General features: G+C 71.6%; 21 protein-coding genes and 1 tRNA gene. 15 read left to right on the top strand and 7 right to left on the bottom strand.

Features of this window, described 5'->3' with window-relative positions:
• Positions 1-24: 24 nt before the first annotated feature.
• Positions 25-672, top strand: coding sequence for an RNA polymerase sigma factor (locus IEZ03_RS13050; RefSeq protein ID WP_184878251.1), 648 nt, complete (start codon positions 25-27; stop codon positions 670-672).
• A complete protein-coding gene (locus tag IEZ03_RS13045; RefSeq protein WP_184878249.1) occupies positions 669-1349 on the top strand; it encodes a hypothetical protein in 681 nt (226 codons plus the stop codon). The genes IEZ03_RS13050 and IEZ03_RS13045 overlap by 4 nt, the downstream gene beginning before the upstream one ends.
• 11 nt (positions 1350-1360) lie before the next feature.
• Here the strand turns inward: IEZ03_RS13045 and IEZ03_RS13040 are convergent, their stop codons facing one another.
• Both IEZ03_RS13040 and IEZ03_RS13035 read right to left on the bottom strand, forming a co-directional pair.
• A complete protein-coding gene (locus IEZ03_RS13040; RefSeq protein WP_184878247.1) occupies positions 1361-2179 on the bottom strand; it encodes a transporter substrate-binding domain-containing protein in 819 nt (272 codons plus the stop codon).
• 125 nt (positions 2180-2304) lie between these two features.
• Positions 2305-2886, bottom strand: a complete 582-nt coding sequence (locus tag IEZ03_RS13035) for a dihydrofolate reductase family protein (RefSeq protein ID WP_184878245.1) — start codon at positions 2884-2886, stop codon at positions 2305-2307.
• Between the two features lie 91 nt (positions 2887-2977).
• On the opposite strand from IEZ03_RS13035, the gene IEZ03_RS13030 reads away from it, so the two are divergent.
• On the top strand, positions 2978-5773 hold the full coding sequence (locus IEZ03_RS13030; RefSeq protein WP_221480471.1) for an AfsR/SARP family transcriptional regulator: 2796 nt from the start codon (positions 2978-2980) through the stop codon (positions 5771-5773).
• Between the two features lie 9 nt (positions 5774-5782).
• Here the strand turns inward: IEZ03_RS13030 and IEZ03_RS13025 are convergent, their stop codons facing one another.
• On the bottom strand, positions 5783-6373 hold the full coding sequence (locus IEZ03_RS13025; protein ID WP_184878243.1) for a TetR/AcrR family transcriptional regulator: 591 nt from the start codon (positions 6371-6373) through the stop codon (positions 5783-5785).
• A gap of 84 nt (positions 6374-6457) precedes the next feature.
• Between IEZ03_RS13025 and IEZ03_RS13020 the strand changes: the two genes are divergently transcribed.
• The 3 genes from IEZ03_RS13020 (at position 6458) to IEZ03_RS13010 (ending at position 8913) form a co-directional block, all read left to right on the top strand.
• Positions 6458-7846 (top strand): MFS transporter, encoded by a 1389-nt coding sequence (locus IEZ03_RS13020; protein ID WP_184878241.1) that lies wholly within the window; start codon positions 6458-6460, stop codon positions 7844-7846.
• 44 nt (positions 7847-7890) lie between these two features.
• Positions 7891-8367, top strand: coding sequence for a GNAT family N-acetyltransferase (locus IEZ03_RS13015; RefSeq protein ID WP_184878238.1), 477 nt, complete (start codon positions 7891-7893; stop codon positions 8365-8367).
• Between the two features lie 72 nt (positions 8368-8439).
• The gene (locus IEZ03_RS13010; protein WP_184878236.1) at positions 8440-8913 is read left to right on the top strand and encodes a nuclear transport factor 2 family protein; all 474 of its coding nucleotides are present in this window, start codon (positions 8440-8442) and stop codon (positions 8911-8913) included.
• A gap of 41 nt (positions 8914-8954) precedes the next feature.
• On the opposite strand, the gene IEZ03_RS37830 is transcribed toward IEZ03_RS13010, so the two are convergent.
• Both IEZ03_RS37830 and IEZ03_RS37825 read right to left on the bottom strand, forming a co-directional pair.
• Positions 8955-9092 (bottom strand): DUF397 domain-containing protein, encoded by a 138-nt coding sequence (locus tag IEZ03_RS37830; RefSeq protein WP_229808299.1) that lies wholly within the window; start codon positions 9090-9092, stop codon positions 8955-8957.
• A gap of 22 nt (positions 9093-9114) precedes the next feature.
• The gene (locus IEZ03_RS37825) at positions 9115-10023 is read right to left on the bottom strand and encodes a helix-turn-helix domain-containing protein (RefSeq protein WP_221480470.1); all 909 of its coding nucleotides are present in this window, start codon (positions 10021-10023) and stop codon (positions 9115-9117) included.
• A gap of 210 nt (positions 10024-10233) precedes the next feature.
• Between IEZ03_RS37825 and IEZ03_RS13000 the strand changes: the two genes are divergently transcribed.
• The 3 genes from IEZ03_RS13000 to IEZ03_RS12990 all read left to right on the top strand — a co-directional run bounded on the left by IEZ03_RS13000 (position 10234) and on the right by IEZ03_RS12990 (position 11819).
• On the top strand, positions 10234-10635 hold the full coding sequence (locus tag IEZ03_RS13000; protein ID WP_184878230.1) for an ATP-binding protein: 402 nt from the start codon (positions 10234-10236) through the stop codon (positions 10633-10635).
• A gap of 63 nt (positions 10636-10698) precedes the next feature.
• Positions 10699-10989 carry a hypothetical protein gene (locus tag IEZ03_RS12995; RefSeq protein WP_184878227.1) on the top strand — a complete coding sequence of 97 codons (291 nt, stop codon included), beginning with the start codon at positions 10699-10701 and terminating at the stop codon, positions 10987-10989.
• Positions 10990-11015: 26 nt separating this feature from the next.
• A complete protein-coding gene (locus tag IEZ03_RS12990; RefSeq protein WP_184878224.1) occupies positions 11016-11819 on the top strand; it encodes an ATP-grasp domain-containing protein in 804 nt (267 codons plus the stop codon).
• Positions 11820-11839: 20 nt separating this feature from the next.
• On the opposite strand, the gene IEZ03_RS12985 is transcribed toward IEZ03_RS12990, so the two are convergent.
• Positions 11840-12643 (bottom strand): SDR family NAD(P)-dependent oxidoreductase, encoded by an 804-nt coding sequence (locus IEZ03_RS12985; RefSeq protein WP_184878220.1) that lies wholly within the window; start codon positions 12641-12643, stop codon positions 11840-11842.
• Positions 12644-12784: 141 nt separating this feature from the next.
• On the opposite strand from IEZ03_RS12985, the gene IEZ03_RS12980 reads away from it, so the two are divergent.
• The 3 genes from IEZ03_RS12980 (at position 12785) to IEZ03_RS12970 (ending at position 14786) form a co-directional block, all read left to right on the top strand.
• Positions 12785-13213 carry a hypothetical protein gene (locus tag IEZ03_RS12980; protein WP_184878217.1) on the top strand — a complete coding sequence of 143 codons (429 nt, stop codon included), beginning with the start codon at positions 12785-12787 and terminating at the stop codon, positions 13211-13213.
• 79 nt (positions 13214-13292) lie between these two features.
• Positions 13293-13526, top strand: a complete 234-nt coding sequence (locus IEZ03_RS12975) for a hypothetical protein (RefSeq protein WP_184878214.1) — start codon at positions 13293-13295, stop codon at positions 13524-13526.
• Positions 13527-13637: 111 nt separating this feature from the next.
• Complete coding sequence (locus IEZ03_RS12970; RefSeq protein WP_184878211.1) at positions 13638-14786, top strand: site-2 protease family protein; 1149 nt, start codon at positions 13638-13640, stop codon at positions 14784-14786.
• Positions 14787-15206: 420 nt separating this feature from the next.
• On the opposite strand, the gene IEZ03_RS12965 is transcribed toward IEZ03_RS12970, so the two are convergent.
• A tRNA-Leu gene (locus tag IEZ03_RS12965) sits at positions 15207-15289 on the bottom strand.
• Between the two features lie 127 nt (positions 15290-15416).
• Here IEZ03_RS12965 and IEZ03_RS12960 point away from each other — a divergent pair.
• From IEZ03_RS12960 to IEZ03_RS37820, 3 genes are all read left to right on the top strand, one after another.
• Complete coding sequence (locus IEZ03_RS12960) at positions 15417-16172, top strand: FHA domain-containing protein (RefSeq protein ID WP_021596783.1); 756 nt, start codon at positions 15417-15419, stop codon at positions 16170-16172.
• A gap of 11 nt (positions 16173-16183) precedes the next feature.
• Positions 16184-16681: an FHA domain-containing protein FhaB/FipA gene (locus tag IEZ03_RS12955; protein WP_132048473.1), complete on the top strand. Its 498-nt coding sequence runs from the start codon at positions 16184-16186 to the stop codon at positions 16679-16681.
• Positions 16678-17386, top strand: a 709-nt coding sequence (locus IEZ03_RS37820) for a Stp1/IreP family PP2C-type Ser/Thr phosphatase (protein ID WP_229808260.1), incomplete at its 3' end; no start/stop codon positions are given. The genes IEZ03_RS12955 and IEZ03_RS37820, both read left to right, overlap by 4 nt.

Below are 17386 nucleotides of genomic sequence, written 5' to 3'. Positions count from 1 at the left end.
CGGAATACCTGCACAATGGCCCGGATGGAACGGGCGGACGAGGAGCGGCTCTGCCGTGCCCTGCGGGCGGCGCAGGACGGCGACGAGGAGTCCTTCCGCATGCTGTACCGCGACGTCCAGCCCCGCCTGATCCGCTTCGCCGGCGCGCTCGTCGGCCCGGACGCCGAGGACGTGACGTCCGAGGCGTGGCTGCAGATCGCCCGCGACCTGCCCTCCTTCCGCGGCGACCTCGACGGCTTCCGCGGCTGGACCGCGACGATCACCCGGCACCGCGCTCTCGACCACCTGCGCCGCCGCTCGCGGCGTCCCAACGGCGACGTCCCCGTCGAGGCGCTGACCACGATGGCGGCCGAGGCCGACACCGAAGTCGCCGCGCTGGACGGCATCGCCACCCGGGACGCGATCCGGCTGATCGCCGAACTGCCCCGCGACCAGGCCGAGGCCGTGCTGCTGCGCGTCGTCGTGGGCCTGGACGCCAAGACGGCGGGCAAGGTCCTCGGCAAACGCTCGGGCGCCGTGCGCACCGCCTCCTACCGGGGGCTGCGGCGCCTCGCCGACCGGCTTTCCCCCGCCCCGGCCGACGCCGTCCCGCCCGCCCGGCTGGCGGGGGACGTGCGCCCCCTCCTGCGCCGTGACAAAAACGGCGGAACCGGCGCTGAAGGGGTGACATGAGCGACCACAACGGGGCCGGTGACCTCGACCGGAGGACCGCCGAGCGCGTCCTCGGCGGTGCGGACGACCACGCCCGGCTGCACGCCCTGCTGGCCGCGGCCGCGGCCCCCGCGCGTCCTGAGGAACTCGCCGGCGAGGACGCCGCGGTCACCGCCTTCAAGGCCGTCCCGCGCCCCGCGCGGACGTCCCGGATGGCCGCCCTGCGCCGCTTCCTCACCGTGAAGGCGCTGGTCCTGGTCGGCGGCTCGCTCATCCTCACCGGCGGCGCCGCCGCCTACGCCGCGATGAACGGGCACATCCCGGGCCGCGCCCCGGACCCCTCCGCGACCCCGACGTTCGACCAGCGGCGGAGCACCGGCCAGCACAGCGAGCCGGTCACCCACGTCACGCCCCGCTCCGAGGAGCCGGCGACGGCACCGTCCTCCGCTCCGCCCGCGACCAAGAAGCGGCGGTCCGCCTCACCCGGCCCCGCCGCCGACCCTTCGGCGGGATCCGGCAGGGAGAATGCGCCGGGCCAGCAGACCCCGCCCCCGGGAAACCCGGACCCGCCGCGCGGCCCAGGCGACGACAACGGAAGCCCGTCAGGGGAGAACTCCGGCAACGGCCAGGAGAACGGGAACAACGGGAACAACGGCAGTCCCCCGGGCCAGAACTCCGGGAACGGCCAGTCCCCCTGATCGCGCGGCCGTCAGAGGCAGCCTTCGAACTGCGGCACGTCCACGTCCGACAGCTTCAGGCCCGATGAGCCGAACCACTTCCGCATGAACCCGGACATCGTGCCGTCCTGGTACATCTCGGTGATCGCCTTGTTGAGCGCCTCGCACCCGTCCGGGTCGCCCTTGCGGATCGCGATGCCCGTCCGCCGCTCGCCGAACCGGGAGTTCAGCAGCCGGAAGTCCCCGCCCTGCCGCGTCTTCAGGCCCGCGAGGATCGTGTCGTTCGTCGTGACGGCGTCGATCCGGCCGTCGCCGAGCATCGTCATGCAGTCGTCGTAGGACCGGGCCGCCACCGGAATCGCCGCCACCTGCCGCTCCACGGTCACCGCCTCCGCGGCCCCGGACCCGACGACGGCGCAGATCTTCCGCCCCTTCAGGTCCTGGACCTCGCGCACGTCCCGCTCGTCGTTCCGCACGAGGATGTCCTGGTACGACAGGAGGTACGGCCCGGCGAACGCGAGCCGCTGCTGCCACTCCGGCTCCAGCCAGAACGTCAGCACCATGTCGACCTCGCCGCTGCGGAGGAGCCGCTCCCGGTCCGCCGCCAGGGCCGGAGCGAAGAGGACCTTCTTCCCCATGCGCTCCGCCAGGTAGCGGGACACGTCCACGTCCAGGCCCTCGAACGTGCCGTCCGCGCGCCGGAAACCGATCCCGGGCAGATCCGGCCGCACCCCCGCCACCAGCGTCGTCTTCGCGAGGATGGACGCGTCCTCGGCGCCGCCGCACCCGGCCAGGCCGAGGCAGCCCAGCAGCACCGGGCCCACCAGCAGCGAGGCAACCAGCCGCCGCATCCGCGACCCCCAATCCCCGAGCACGCCCCGCTCCCGGCGAACAGGGAGACCCGCACTCAAAGATCACAGTCTGCCCGCTCCCCCTCCACCCTCCTGTCCACATACGGCCTCCGCGCCGCCCGCGTTCACTTCACGACGTCGTAGAGGAGGTGGACGGCCTGCGGCGTGTCGACCACGCTGACCCGTTCGAGCCGCACGTGGCCGTCCCCGAGGTGGTCGACGAGCCGGGTGCCTCCGCCGAAGAGCACGGGCACCAGGTGAACGCCGATCTGGTCGACCAGGCCGGCCCTGATGAACTGGCTCCCGATGTCCGGGCCGCCCATCACGTAGACGCTCTTGCCGCCTGCGGCCTCCCTCGCCTGCCGCAGTGCGCTCTCGACGCCGTCGGTCACGAAGGTGTAGACGCCGTTCTCCGGCGCGTCGTCGGGTGCCCGGTGGGTCAGGACGAACAGCGGCAGCCGGGCGGGACCGGTCGGCCCGTCGGCGCCCCACCAGCGCAGGGAGTCGTCGTAGGTCCGCCGCCCGCCGATGTAGGCACCGGCCTCCGCCGTCGCGGCGGCCAGCAGCTCGCCGTCGCGCGTGCCGCCGCCCATCGCCCACTCGTGCAGCCGCTCGCCGCCCCTGCCGAGCGGCTCGTCCGGTGTGCTGCCGACGGCCTTGACGTATCCGTCCAGCGACATGCTCATATCGAAGATCACCTTGCTCATGGGAGCCCCCTTCGGATCCGTGCCTCGTGCTTGCTGCCTCGTGCCTTGCCGTCAGCCTGGCGGACCCGGGTGGCAGAGTTGTGTCACCGCTGTGAAACTCGCCGCCGGGCCGGGGAAGGGGCTCCACGTGCTGACCGTCGAGGTGCTGGGGCCGCTGCGCGTCTCGGTGGACGGCAGGCCGGTCGAGCTTCCGGCGGGGCGGCTGCGCGCGCTGCTGGCCGTGCTGGCGATGTCGGCGGGACGCACCGTCCCCACCGACACGCTCGTGACCGCCCTGTGGGGGACGGATGCGCGCGGCGACCCGCGGGCCAACGTCCGGACGAACGTGCGGCGGCTGCGCCGCGCCCTGGAGACCGCGGGGACGCAGCCGATCGCCGCCCGGCCGGGCGGCTACCTGCTGGCGGCCGACCCGGACCGGGTCGACGCGCTCCGCTTCGGCCGGCTGCTCGACGAGGCCGCGGACGCGCCGGACGCGGCGGCCGAGCGGTCCCGGCTGTCCACCGCGCTCGCGCTGTGGCGCGGCACCCCCTTCGCGGGGGTCCGGTCCGACTGGCTGGAACGGTCCGCGGCCCCGGCACTGGAGGAGCGCTACCTGACCGCGCTCGAACGCCACGTCGACCTGCTGCTCGCGGACGGCTCACCCCCGGCTCCGGCCGAGTTGGCGGAGGTGGCCGAGCGGTATCCGCTGCGGGAGTCCCTCTGGGCGCGGCTGCTGCGGGTCCTGGGGGCGGCCGGGCGTCCCGCCGAGGCGCTGGAGCGGTACGAGGCGCTCCGGCGCCGGCTCGCCGAGGAGCTCGGCACCGACCCGAGCCCGGAGCTGCGGCAGGTGCACGCCGACCTCCTGGCGGGCGGCGCTCCGGCCGTCCGGCGCGCGGTGCCCCGGCAACTGCCCGCCGCCGTCAGCGGCTTCGCCGGCCGGGAGGCCGAGGCGGCCGCGCTCGACGCCCTGCTCGAACCCGGCCCGGCGAGGTCCGGGGCGCCGCTGATCGCGCTGATCGCCGGGACGGCCGGGGTCGGGAAGACGACCCTCGCCGTCCACTGGGCGCACCAGGTCGCCGGCCGCTTCCCCGACGGCCAGCTCTACATCGACCTGCGCGGATACGGCCCGTCGGGCGAGGCCGTGCACCCGGCCGCGGCCGTCCGCGAGTTCCTGGACGCGCTGCGGGTTCCCCCGCACCGGATCCCCGACGGCCCCGCCGCGCAGGCCGGCCTCTACCGCGGCCTGCTGGCGGAGCGGCGCATGCTCCTGCTGCTGGACAACGCACGCGACGCCGAGCAGGTCGCCCCGCTGCTGCCCGCGGCGCCCGGCTGCCTGGTCGTGGTCACCAGCCGCGACCACCTCGCCGGGCTGGTCATGGCCTACGGCGCGCACCCGCTCACCCTCGGCCTGCTGCCTCCGGACGAGGCCGGGCGGCTGCTCGGCCGCCGGATCGGCCACGACCGGGTCGGCGCAGAGCCCGCCGCCGCCGACGAGATCGTCCGCCGCTGCGCGGGGCTGCCGCTGGCGCTGGCGATGGTCGCCGCCCGCGCCGCGATCCGTCCGGCGCACCCCCTCGCCGCACTCGCCGGCGAGCTTCGCGACACCCTCGGCGCGCTGGAGGGCGCCGCCGACATCCGCGCGGTCTTCTCCTGGTCGTACGACACGCTCGGCGGCGAAGCGGCCCGGCTGTTCCGCCTCGTCGGCGGGCTGCACCCCCGGGACGGCACGATCGCCGCCGCGGCGAGCCTGGCGGGCGTCCCACCGGCTTCGGTACGCGCGCCACTCGCCGAACTGGCGCGCGCCAACCTGCTCACCGAGCACGCCCCGGGCCGCTACTCCTGCCACGACCTGCTGCACGCCTACGCCGCCGAGCTCTGCCGGGCCCACGACACCGACCGGGAGACCGCGCTGCGCCGCCTCGTGGATCACTACATCCATTCCGCGTGCGCCGCCGCGAGCCATCTCCACGGCCATATCGACACCACCGTGCCGGATCCACCGCGCCCGGGCGTCCACGTCACCGGCTTCACCGGGCCGGACGAGGCGCTGGCCTGGTTCACCGCCGAGCGTCCCGCCCTGCTCACCGCGCTGAGCCTCGCCGCCGAACTGCGCTCGGACCGGGACGTCTGCCGGCTGGCGCAGGCGTTGTTCCTCGGCCTGCACCGGCAGGGCCGCTGGCACGACCGGGCCGATGCCCAGCGGGCGGCCGTGGCCGCCGCCCAGCGGCTGGGCGACCCCGCGGAAGAGGCCCGCGCCCACCGCGACCTGGCCGCCGCACTGGCCGATCTGGGCCACCTGGACGAGGCCCACAGCAACCTCGACACCGCATTGGCACGGTCGCAGAACGACACCCTCGGCCGAGCATGGACGCACTACTACCGGGGCCTCGTCTACGGCATCCAGGGCCGCGAGGCGGATGCGCTCCACGCCGCCGCCCAGGCCCACGCCCTGTTCGAGGAGGCAGGCGACCAGGCCGGGCAGGCCCTCGCCCTCACCGACCTCGGCTGGTATCAGGGCAGGGTGGGAAACCACCGCGAAGCCATCGACCTGTGCGAGCAGGCCCTCGTCCTGCACCAGAAGTTCGGCAACCGCCCGCACGAGGCCCACACCTGGTCATGCCTGGGGGACACCCACCTCCAGTTGGGTGACCACACCGGCGCCGTCCACCACTACCGGCGGGCTCTCGACCTTTTCGGGGAGGTCGGCGACGTGTACGGCGAAGTCAGCACCCTCGCCCACCTCGGCGCCTGCCACCACCTGGCCGACGACGACCCGGCGGCCCACGAGCTGTGGCACCGGGCCCACACCCGCCTGAAGGGCCTCGACCCGTCCAGCACCGACCAGATCCACGCCCAGCTGGCGACCATCAGCGAACACGCCGCCGAAGCATTCCTCCGCCGACGCTGACGCGGCCGGTCAGCGAGTCGGCGGGACGGCCAGGATCGACTGCACGGTCGCGACGACGACACCGGGAGTCTCCTCCGGCCGCAGGCGACCGGACCGGTTCTCCTCCGCGGCACCGTGCAGGACGTGCTGGATGACGCTGACCAGCCAGGACATCGGCAGGTCGGTGCGGAACACGCCCTGATCCTGGCCCCGGCGGAGCAGGTCCTCGACGCGCTCGGCGGGGGCGGCGTGCAGCTGGCGGACGCGTCCGTCCGGCAAGGTCCCCTGGGCCGCCGCCAGCAGCGCCGTGGACTCGGCCACCAGCGACCAGCTCGATTCGAGCAACCGGGTCAGGGCCTCCTGCGCGTCGCCCGTGAGATCGACGGCCGACAGCACCTCCTCACCCGCGCGCAGGGCTTCGCCCAGGGCGGCCTCGATCAGTTCCGCCCGGTTGCGGAAGTGGCCGTAGAGCGTCATCCGGCCCACCCCGGCGGCCTTGGCGATGTCGTCGATGCTCGCGCTCGGGTCCCGGCTCAGGCTTTCGCGGGCCGCGGAGACGATGCGGGCGATGCTGCGCTCGGCGTCCGCGCGCCGGCGCCGTCCAGGAGTGGCCGTGGTCATGCCCGCACCCTAACTCGTACGACGGTGTACGTGTTACTCTCGCCCTATAACTCGTATATCGATGTACGACTTAAGGAGAGCGTGATGACGCAGAACGTCCACGACCCATCAGCGCCGCAGGGCGCGCCCAACCCGCTGCGGTGGCGCATCCTCGGATTCCTCGGCGTCGCCCAGCTCATGCTGATCCTCGACGTCACCGTGGTGGCCATCGCGCTGCCGAACATCGAGGCCGACCTCGGCCTGAGCCGCCAGGCCGTCACCTGGACGGTCAGCGCGTACACCCTGACCTTCGGCGGCCTGATGCTCCTCGGCGGGCGCGCCGCCGACCTGTTCGGCGCGAAGCGTCTCGTGCTCGTCGGCCTGCTGCTCTTCACCGCGGCGTCACTGCGGGCTGGATTCGCCGACTCGGCCGGCCCGCTGCTCGGCGGACGCATCGGCCAGGGCATCGGCGCGGCGCTGATGTCCCCGGCCGCCCTGTCACTCGTGGTGCACCTGTTCGACGGCGAAGAACGCAACAAGGCGCTCGGCGTCTGGTCGGCGCTCGGCGGCGGCGGCGCCGCCCTCGGCGTCCTCCTGGGCGGGCTGCTCACCGCGGGCCCCGGCTGGCCCTGGGTCTTCTACGTGAACGTCCCCATCGGGCTGATCATCGTCGCGGCGCTCGCCCGGATGCTGCCGGCCGAGAAGGTGACCGCGCCGTATCCGCGGCTGGACGTGCTGGGCGCCGTGCTGGTCACGGCCTCGTCCGCGTCCCTGATCTACGCCTTCATCCGCGCCGGGGACCACGGCTGGCTTTCCAGCGCGAACGGCCTGCTCGTCCTGCTGGCCGCGGTCGGCTACGCGGCCTTCGTGCTCAGGCAGCGGACCGCCAAGTCCCCCATGATGGACGTCGCGCTCCTGCTCCGCCGCCCCGTGGCCACCGGGACGTTCCTGATCCTGATGGCGACCGCCCTGATGATCGCGGTGTTCTTCCTCGGCACGTTCTACTTCCAGCACGCGCAGGACTACGGCGCCCTCCGCACCGGCCTGCTGTTCCTCCCGGTCGCGGTCGCCACGATGCTCGGCGCCGACCTCACCGGCCGGGCCATCGCCAAGGCGGGCGCGCGCCGGCTCGCCGTGGCCGGCCTGCTCGTCGCCGCGGCCGGCATGGCCGTCCCCGCGTTCTCGCTGGACCCGGTGACCGTCACGATCGGCACCGCCGTGGCGGGCGCGGGAACCGGCGCGCTGTTCGTCGTCGCCTCGGCGACGGCCCTCGGCCAGGTCGCGCCGCACGAGTCCGGCATCGCCTCCGGGATCGTCAGCACGTTCCACGAGTTCGGCGCGTCCATCGGCGCCGCCGTCATCTCCAGCGTCGCCGCGGCGAGCCTCGCCGGAACCGTCCTGACCGGCTTCACGAACGGCTACACCGTCGCCGCGGTCGCCGCGGCCGTGGCGGCGGCGGCCGCCGCCGTCCTGACACCCGGCCGCCAACGGTGAAGGATGGCGGAAACGGCCCGGCCGACCGCATCGAGAGGTGACGAATGATCATAAGGCCCGCCCGCCAGGCCGACCTGCCGAACCTCGCCCCGCTCTGGCGGGCGGCCTGGCTGGACGGCCACGACGGCCACGTCCCCCCCGAGCTCATGGCCGCCCGAGGCCCCGGACACTTCGCCGCCCACGCCGAGAAGTACCTGGCCACCACACTCGTGGCCACCGACACCGAGGACCGCCTCCTCGGCCTGATCATCCTCGGCGACGAGGACGGCGAGGTCATCCAGTTGGCCGTAGACGGCTCGGCCCGCGGCCAGGGCGTCGGCGGCGCCCTCCTCCAGGCCGCAGAGGACCGCTTCAGAGGCCGCCACCCGCAGACGTGGCTCGCGGTCGTCCCCGGCAACACCCGCGCCCGCCGCTTCTACGAACTGCACGGCTGGCGCGACACCGGCCCGCTGACCTACCAGGCCCCCACCGCAACCGGCACCGTCCCCGTCCCCGTCCACCGCTACGTCAAGGAGCTGTAGGGCACAGGCGCCCCTGCAACGGAACCCGCCGGGGCGGGGTTCACAGGGTGTTGCCGGTGAGAGGAGTGGGTCATGGCCATCGAGGCTTCGGGGGGCTCGGTCGACGCGTGGGCGGTGATGGAGAGGTTCTACGCGGCCGAGGCGGCGTACGTGGCCGCGGGCGGGTACGGCAAGGCGAGCTATGAGCAGGCTGCCGCCTGCCTGGATCCGGAGGTGGTGCTGCACCAGGCTCCCGGCCTGCCGTTCACCGGGAGCGGGACGTGGCGCGGCCGGGACGGCATGGAGCGGTTCCTGGCCCGCTTCAGCGAGGTGTGGGAGTCGATGGAGTTCCTGGATCAGCGGCACTGGGTCGATGGGGACACCGTCGTCGTGCGCAACCGGGTGCGCTTCCGCGCCCGAGCCACCGGCCGCGAGGTCGAGACGCTGATCCTCCAGCTGATCCGGGTCCGGGACGGACGCATGCTCGAATGCCGCCCCTTCTACTGGGACCCGGCCGCCATCACAGAAGCCTGCGGCCGGACGGCCCCGCACACCGCAGAGTCCTAGCCGCCCTGACCTACCTCCGCGGCCGCCTCGCCGATGCAGGCCTACGCATCACCCTTGAGCCGGACGAGCAGCGCCCGCCACGCCTCCGGAGTCAAGGCCAGACGCGGCCCTCGCGGATCCGTCGAGTCCCGAATGCCGACGACGGCATTCGGTGCCGGAGCCAGCGCCGCGCACTCCACACACGTCTGTGGCTCGCTGCTGCTATGGCTGCTCTTCCGCCAGTAAGTCACCCACTGTCCCTTCGGCTTGGCCGGACTCGAAGTGCTGAATGGCCCTTTTGATGCGCTCGCGGGTCTCAGTCTCGGACAAAGCGACCATACATAGTCTGGCCTGAATGTCTCGGTAAGCTGCGACTTCCTCTTCCTCTTCGAGGAAGAGACTTCGCAAGAGCCCATCGATCACCACGATAGGGAAGTTCCCTGCCTCAACGTGGAGGATCCCGAACGATCCGTCAAGCGCCGGTTTCCTGGCTGCGGTGAACGGGAGAACCTGGAGTTCGATGTTCGGGCGCCCCTGCAGTTCGAGCAGGTGCCGGAGCTGGTGGATCATGACCTCTGGTGTACCGACCCACTGACACAGCACCGCCTCACCGACCACGGCCTTGACCACGAGCGGATTGGTCCTCGTGAGCGCGTCCTGCCGCGCTATACGGAAGGCTACAGCCTGGTCGATGTCTCGGTCTGCGTTCTTGGGGACGGAGGTCAGTACGGCACGCGCATATCCCGGAGTTTGGAGTAGTCCAGGGATGAGGTCGCCTTCGTACGAGAAGAGTTCGGAGGCGTCTTGTTCGAGCAGGACGTACTCACCGTAGTTTGCTGCCCTGTTGAGCTCCTTGTGATGTCTGATCCAGTCGCGGGAGCGGCCTCCTGTGGCGAGACCGACCAGTGCGATCCTCAAGTCGTCGTCCTCCGGGAGGCCGTACGTCATGGCGATGTAGTCGACCTCGTGCGCGCGTGCGACTACCTGGGCGTTCTCCATTCGACTGAGGGCGCTCTTGGACATCATCAGGAGCGCCGCGGCCTCGTCCGGGGTGAGGCCGCGCTCTTCGCGGATCTTGCGTAGCTGGGTACCGAGCCGCCTTCGGCGGACGGTGGGGGGTCGCTTCGACATATCACCAAGTGTGAGCGATCAGCAACGCCATGTCATCGCCGTCGCGAGATTGGGGATATCCCGCTTTCCACAACTCCCGCAGTCCTCCGCTCCCGTTGTCAGTGAGAGCGCTTGTGCGGTCTCACCTGGCCATTCATGCTGGCGAGCGCCTCTCACCAGAAGGAGTGAAGCGATGACGCAGCGTGAGACCGAGGTCGGAGGTCCAATCACATGAAGCTGCTCGGGACGATCACGATGCCGGGTGTGCCGAAGTCCGCGCAGACTGCGCGGGCGTTCGTTCGCGGACTGGCTCCGCACATCGAGGACGAAGCCATGGCCGACATCGTCCTCTGCGTGGACGAACTGGTCGCGAACGCCTGCGAGCACACCGCGTCCGGGACGGACGACGGCGAGGTGACCGTCATCGTGAGCACGGGCCAGGACGTTCTACGCGTGACCGTCCTCGATCAGGGCGGCACCCAGGGCCGGCCGCGTGTGCGCCACGATCCGTGCTCGGAGGACGGCCGCGGCCTACTGCTGGTCGACGCGCTCTCGAAGAGCTGGGGAACGCACCCCGCGCTGAACGGCACGGCCGTATGGGCGGAGTTCCATGCGATCCGTCCCCTTCGATAACGCCCGCCACCGAGCCGGTGAAATTCAGTGGTCGGCGGTGACGGAGCGCTCCAAGATGAGGAGATGCTTGTCGACCATTTCCCGCTGCTGGGATTGCGGCTGAGTACACCGCGACTGGAACTGCGGTTGCCGTCGTCCGAGGAACTCGCCACCCTGGCGGAGTTGGCCGCCGAAGGCATCCACGCCGTCGGCTATCGTCCGGACGGCCTCGAACGCCACATGATCCGCGGAGCCCTGCCCATCGACGCCCGGTTGCGCCTGAGCCGCGCCGCTTGGTACCGGCACCGCACCACCCCCGTCACCATCGAGGGCCTCGAACCGTGCCTGCCCGTGCTGGGGCTCTCTTCTACGTGACCAGACCGATACCGGAGAGTCGTCCGATGCCGCTCCTCGTCCTTTCACCTCGGTACACGTCCGACTCCAAGTCCCTGCGGGCCGCGTCCGGCCGCCTGGGCTGGAAGGCGGAACGGCTCGGCGGGTGGCGCGCTCCGGACCACCTGCGCGGGCAGGACGCGGTGCTGTACGGCGAACCGACGTTCGTCGAGGTCATCGCGGCACAGCTCGGGATGAGGCTCCTCGATGTCCCGCCCGGCTGGCTGCCGGGCCTCCCTGAGCGGCATCGACGTCGGTACATTGACATGTCGACACTGGGGGACGTCCGGCGCACCTTCCGCGAAGCGACGTTCGTCAAGCCTTCGGACGGCCGGAAGGCATTCGAGGGCAAGGTCTACACGACCCCCGACGAACTCCCCGGAGAGGACGTCCTCCCAGACGACACTCCAGTGTTCACCTGCGAGCCCGTAACGTGGGACGTCGAATTTCGCTGCCACATCCTTGAGGGCACGGTCGTCACCATGTCGCCCTACCTGCTGCACGGGGAACTCGCCCTCACCCCAGATGGGACCTGGGAAGCCGCAGACGCCGACGTGCAGCAGGCAAGGCAGTACGCCGAAGAAGTCCTCGCCGAAGTCCCGCTCCCGCCCGCGACCGTCCTTGACGTGGGACGAATCCACGACCGCGGCTGGGCGGTAGTAGAAGCCAACGCGGCCTGGGGTGCGGGCCTTTACGGCTGCGACCCGGAACAGGTCCTCCGCGTCCTGGCCCGCTCCTGCCTCGACCACGACGCAGCGGCGGCAGACCACGACTGGGTCATCGACCAGGTGGACCTGGACATCGAGGCGTAGACAACGATCGCCGCAACGGGTCAGATCTCCTTCAGGAACCCCGAGTCGACCGCGAAGTCCGCGCCCGTGGTGCTCGCCGACCGCGGCGACGCCAGCAGCGCGACCACGTCCGCTACCTCCTGCGGGTCGGTCAGGCGCCCGGTCGTGAGGCTCATCATCTCCACCGCGCCGCGCTCCAGCACCGTGGCGCGGTCAGAGCCCGTAGCCCCGGCGATGATGTCGGCGGCGCCGCCCTCGTCCGTCCACCAGGGCGTCAGCACAGGTCCCGGCGAGACCGTGTTGACCCGGACGCCCTGCGGCGCGAACTCCTCCGACAGGCCCTTCGTCAGGTTGGTCACCGCGGCCTTCGCCGCGTTGTAGTCGTAGTTCATCGGCCCGGGACGGCGCGCGTTCCCCGACGAGACGTTCACGATCGAAGCCGCGTCGCTCTTCAGCAGATGCGGGATCGCCGCCCGCACCGCCCGGACGACGGCGTACAGGTTGAACTCGAACATGTCCCGCCAGTCGTCGTCCGACAGGCCGCCGAAGCCGAACCGCGGCAGGTTCGCGCCGGGAGGCGGCCCGCCGGCGTTGTTGACCAGGACGTCGAGCCCGCCGAACACCTCCACGGCACGCTCCACGGCCTGCGCCGGGGCGTCCGGGTCCATCAGGTCGGCCGGCACGTGCAGCAGGTCCGGGCCGGCCAGCGCGTCCAGTTCCCCGGACTTGCGGGACACCGCGACCACTCGCGCCCCTTCCCCGAGCAGCGTCCGCGTGACGGCCAGCCCGATCCCCTTGGACGCACCCGTGACGACCGCGACCCGGCCGGTGAGCTGCAGGTCCATGAAGTCCCCTCTCATAGGCGAGCACGCCCCTCCGGACGCGCCTCACCCCATGAACCCCGGCCGCCATCAACCGGATGCACACCGCACCGGCCGACACGTAAAGTAGCCGCACGAATACCGCGCACAGCCGAATGGACGCCCATGAACCGCTCCCCCCTCCTCGTCCCGGCGCTGCTCCCGGCCCTCCTCCTCACGTCATGCGGAGGCGACGAGCCGGCGATCACCCCGCCCACACCCGCTCCACTGACGACACCGCCGCCTAGCGCATCGCCGAGCCAGAGCGTCCCGCTTCCGAGCACGGCCGCGGACGGACGGAACCTGACCGCCTGCCAGGACGGCGAATGCGAGGTCGTCGTCAGGAAGGGCGACGTCCTCCGCTTCGGCGCCGCGATCGACACCGACCCGCTGACGGTCCTCAGCGCCGGCGACACCTTCACGGTCACCGACCCGTCCGGCTTCACGGCCTCCGTCGGCGGCGCGGGCGGGCGGCTCCAGACCGGCTCCGTCCAGATCGAGGTCGGCGAATCGGCCGGAAACCGGACGGCCATCAGAATCTCCCCGCGCCCCTGAACCGAGAATGGGCCATGGCCTCACGGGTAAGGGACGCGCGTCGGCCGGACGGCCGGCGAAACCCAAGGGAGGCAGACCCATGAGCGCGACACAGGAGACCGGTGGCATCACCGGGACGAAGGACAAGGACTACAACCTGATCTGGTTCGTCGAGCAGTGCCTGAGCAACGCGCTGCGGCTGGAGACCTACATCAACGACGCCGAGCGCGCCGGCGACACCGAGCTGGCCGACCTCTTCCGCCGCGCCCAGGCCGAGAGCCGCAAGGGCGCCGAGCAGGGCAAGGAGCACCTGCGGCGCCGCATCTCCGCCTGACTCCCGTGCGGCCGCATCCGGGGCATGACCGGCCCGCTCCGCGGGTATTCGACCAGGTTCCGGGACCTCGCGTCACGGGACCACAAGAGAATCGCATGCGAAGGAGCCCGGATGCGTGAGTCGATCCGCCTCGGCCATATCGCCGGAATCAGGGTCGGCCTCAATGTCAGCGTGCTGGTGATCGTGCTGATCCTGGTGTTCGGGCTGGCATTCGGCCGATTCCCGGAGGTGTACCCGGACCACGCCACCTGGGCCTACGTCGTTGCGGGGCTCGTCAGCGCGATCCTCCTGCTGGCGTCCCTGCTCGCCCACGAACTCGCGCACGCGGTGGTGGCGCGCCGCAACGGCATCGAGGTCGAGGGCATCACCCTGTGGCTGCTGGGCGGCGTGGCCCAGCTCCGCGGCGAACCGAGGACATCGGGCGCCGACCTGCGCATCGCCATCGTCGGCCCCGCCATCAGCCTGGTCGTGGGCGCGGTGTTCGCGGTCCTGGCCATGCTGGCGGCGGCTGCCGACGCCCCGGACCTCCTCTTCGGGACGCTCGCCTACCTCGCCGGCCTCAACGTGATCCTCGCGGTCTTCAACATGATCCCGGCCGCGCCGCTGGACGGCGGAAGGGTCCTCCGAGCGTTCCTGTGGTGGCGGCGCGGCGACCGCACCGGCGCCGCCGTCACCGCCGCCCGCGCCGGACGCGTCTTCGGCCTGGCCCTGATCGCCGCGGGCTTCGTCCAGTTCGTGCTCGGCGCCGGTTTCGGCGGACTGTGGCTGGCGCTGATCGGCTTCTTCCTGGTCTCCGCCGCGAGCGCCGAGGAGCAGCAGACGCGCGTCCAGGCCGCCCTGCACGACGTCCGCACCGCCGACGTGATGACGCCCGACCCCCTGGTGATGGACGCGGCGACCACGGTCCAGGAGCTCATCCACAACGTCGTCTTGACGCACCGCTACTCCACGTACCCCCTGGTGGAGAACGGCCGCCTCGCCGGCCTGGTCACCCTGAACCGCGTCCGAGCAACCCCACCCGAAGAGCGCCACGCCCTCCGCCTGGCCGACATAGCGTGCCCCCCGGACGAGGTCCCCACGGCAACCCCGAACGAGCCACTGACGGACCTCCTCCCACGCATGGCAGGCTGCACCGACGGCCGCGCCGTCATCCTGGACGACACAGGCCACGTAGTGGGCCTGATAACCGCAAGCGACATAGCCCGCGCCCTACAAACGGCCGACCTGCGCACCACTCCCCGAGGCCCCTGGCCGTCCTGACGTAAAACCCTTCATGCCCCCTGGTCACAGCGTCCGGAAGCGGGGAAAGTGGAACCATGCCTGCGACCCACGGGCACCCCCAAAAGGCGGCCCGCCCCTCCCGCCTCATAACCGCACGCGCAAAACCACCACCCGCCGCAGGGGGGCAAAGGTCCGCCCACATGCCGCAAGGCACGCACTCGACGCCAGCCACGCGCCCGCCCACCGGGGGGCAAGCGGGCGAAGCCCCCAACAAGCGGGCGAAGCCCGCGCAAGAACACCAAGCGCCGACGACCCGCACTACAAAGCGGACATCAACCGGCAAGGGGCGTGGGGGCGGAGCCCCCACATCGGGGGTTCCAGGGGGTCGCCCCCTGGGCCAACACAAAGAAGGAGTACCGGCCCGCGCACTCCGCGGGCACAGTACTCCCAACTCGTTCGTGGGCGGAGAGGGATTTGAACCCTCACATCCTCTCGGACACACGGACCTGAACCGTGCGCGTCTGCCGTTCCGCCACCCGCCCCGGGTGTGCACCCGTCGCCGGGTGCCTGAAAAGGCTAGCACGGTCGGAGCAGTGGTTAGGTATCCGGATACGCCGAGCGAACCTTTGCACCGATACGATCGTCTACCAGTGGGGAAGGGAGGTGCCCGTGGGCGTCATTCAGCGCTTCGAGCGACGGCTTGAGGGCATGGTCGAAGGGGCCTTCGCCCGTGCCTTCAAGTCCGAGCTGCAGCCGGTCGAGGTGGCCAGTGCTGTGCAGCGCGAGATGGACGATCGGGCGGCGATCGTGGCACAGGGCCGCACGCTGGTTCCGAACGACTTCGTCGTGGAGATCTCTCAGCAGGACGGGCAGCGGCTGCAGGTGTACGCCGACAGCCTGAGCCAGGAGCTGGCGAATCTCGCGCGCGAGTACGCGAAGGAGCAGGGGTACTCCTTCGTGGGGCCGGTGCGGGTGCGGTTCGAGAACGCGGGCGATCTCGCTACGGGCATGTTCCGGATCCGGTCGGGGGTGATCAGGGGCTCGACGGTGGAGGGCGGGGAGATCCGCCAGCCGGTGAGCGATGTGCCGCAGGGCGGGCGCGGGGGCGTCTTCGGCGGGCATCCGCGGCTTCTGGTGACCACGGCGGTGGAGGGCTCGGACACGACTCAACGCACCTATGAGATCAATACCCCTGTGACGCTGCTGGGCCGCGGCACCGACTGCGACCTGCGCCTTGTCGATCCGGGCGTGTCCCGGCACCATGCCGAGATACGCGTAGAAGGTCCCGAAATCGCTCTCGTGGATCTAGGGTCGACCAACGGCTCGTTCGTGAACGGGCAGCCGATCCGGCGGGTGACGCTGGTCGACGGCTCCCGGGTCACGATGGGCCGGACCACCCTTGTGTTCCGCCGCGATAGGGAGTAACCCCGACTCCGATGTCCCCATTCACCCTCACGCTGATCAAGCTGGCGTTCCTCGCGGTGCTGTGGCTGTTCGTCATCGCGGCCGTCGGCGTGATCCGGGCCGACCTGTTCGGCTCGAAGGCCGCGTCGAAGGCGGCCAGTCGCGCGTCCCAGCCCCGGCCCCCCAGGGCGGCCAGGCAGCCCAAGCCGCCGCGGCCGCAGCGCAGCGCCCAGCAGGGCGCCCCGACGAAACTGGTGGTCGTCCAGGGCGAGCGCGCCGGCACCGTCATAGACCTCACGGGGGTGCCCATCACCATTGGTCGGGCGAATGACGCCACGCTCGTTGTCACCGACGACTACGCTTCGAGCCGGCATGCCCGACTTTATGCGCAGGACGGTCAGTGGATCGTGGAAGATCTCGGCTCGACCAATGGGACGTATCTCGGACGCACGAAGGTGAGCCGGCCGATGCCGATTCCACCGGGCGTACCGGTCCGTATCGGCAAGACCGTGATCGAGCTGCGCAAATGACTCTGGGAATCCGCTACGCGGCACGCTCCGACGTCGGCATGCTGCGCGAGGGCAACGAGGACTCGGCGTACGCGGGCTCGCACCTGCTCGCGGTGGCCGACGGGATGGGCGGGCACGTCGGCGGCGAGATCGCGAGCGCCGCGGCGATCGAGGCGCTGCGCGCGCTCGACAAGGACCTCCCCGCGACGGAGCTGCTGGCGGCGCTGGAGCACACCGTCAAGGCCGCCAACGACAACCTGCACCGCATCGTGGAGTCCGACCCCGCCCTGCAGGGCATGGGGACGACGCTGACCGCGATGCTGTGGGCGGGCAACCAGGTCGCGCTGGTGCACATCGGGGACTCCCGCGCGTACCTGCTGCGGGACGGCAGCCTGTTCCAGATAACGCACGACCACACGCTGGTGCAGTCGCTCGTCGACGAGGGGCGGATCAGCCCGGACGAGGCGGCGTCGCACCCGCAGCGGTCGCTGCTGCTGCGGGCGCTGGACGGCCGCGGCGAGGTCGACCCCGACCTGTCGCTGCGGGAGGCGCAGGTCGGCGACCGCTACCTGCTGTGCTCGGACGGCCTGTCGGGCGTCGTCACGGCGGAGACGATCTTCCAGGTGCTCACCGACGTGGACGAGCCGGACCAGGCCGTCCGGCAGCTGATCGACCTGGCGAACCGCGGCGGCGGCCCCGACAACATCACCTGCGTGGTGGCGGACG

This window comes from Actinomadura livida, from assembly GCF_014648675.1.
GTDB lineage: Bacteria > Actinomycetota > Actinomycetes > Streptosporangiales > Streptosporangiaceae > Spirillospora > Spirillospora livida.
The sequence above is the reverse complement of the archived record's forward strand: the minus strand, read 5'-3'. Positions and strand labels throughout refer to the sequence as shown.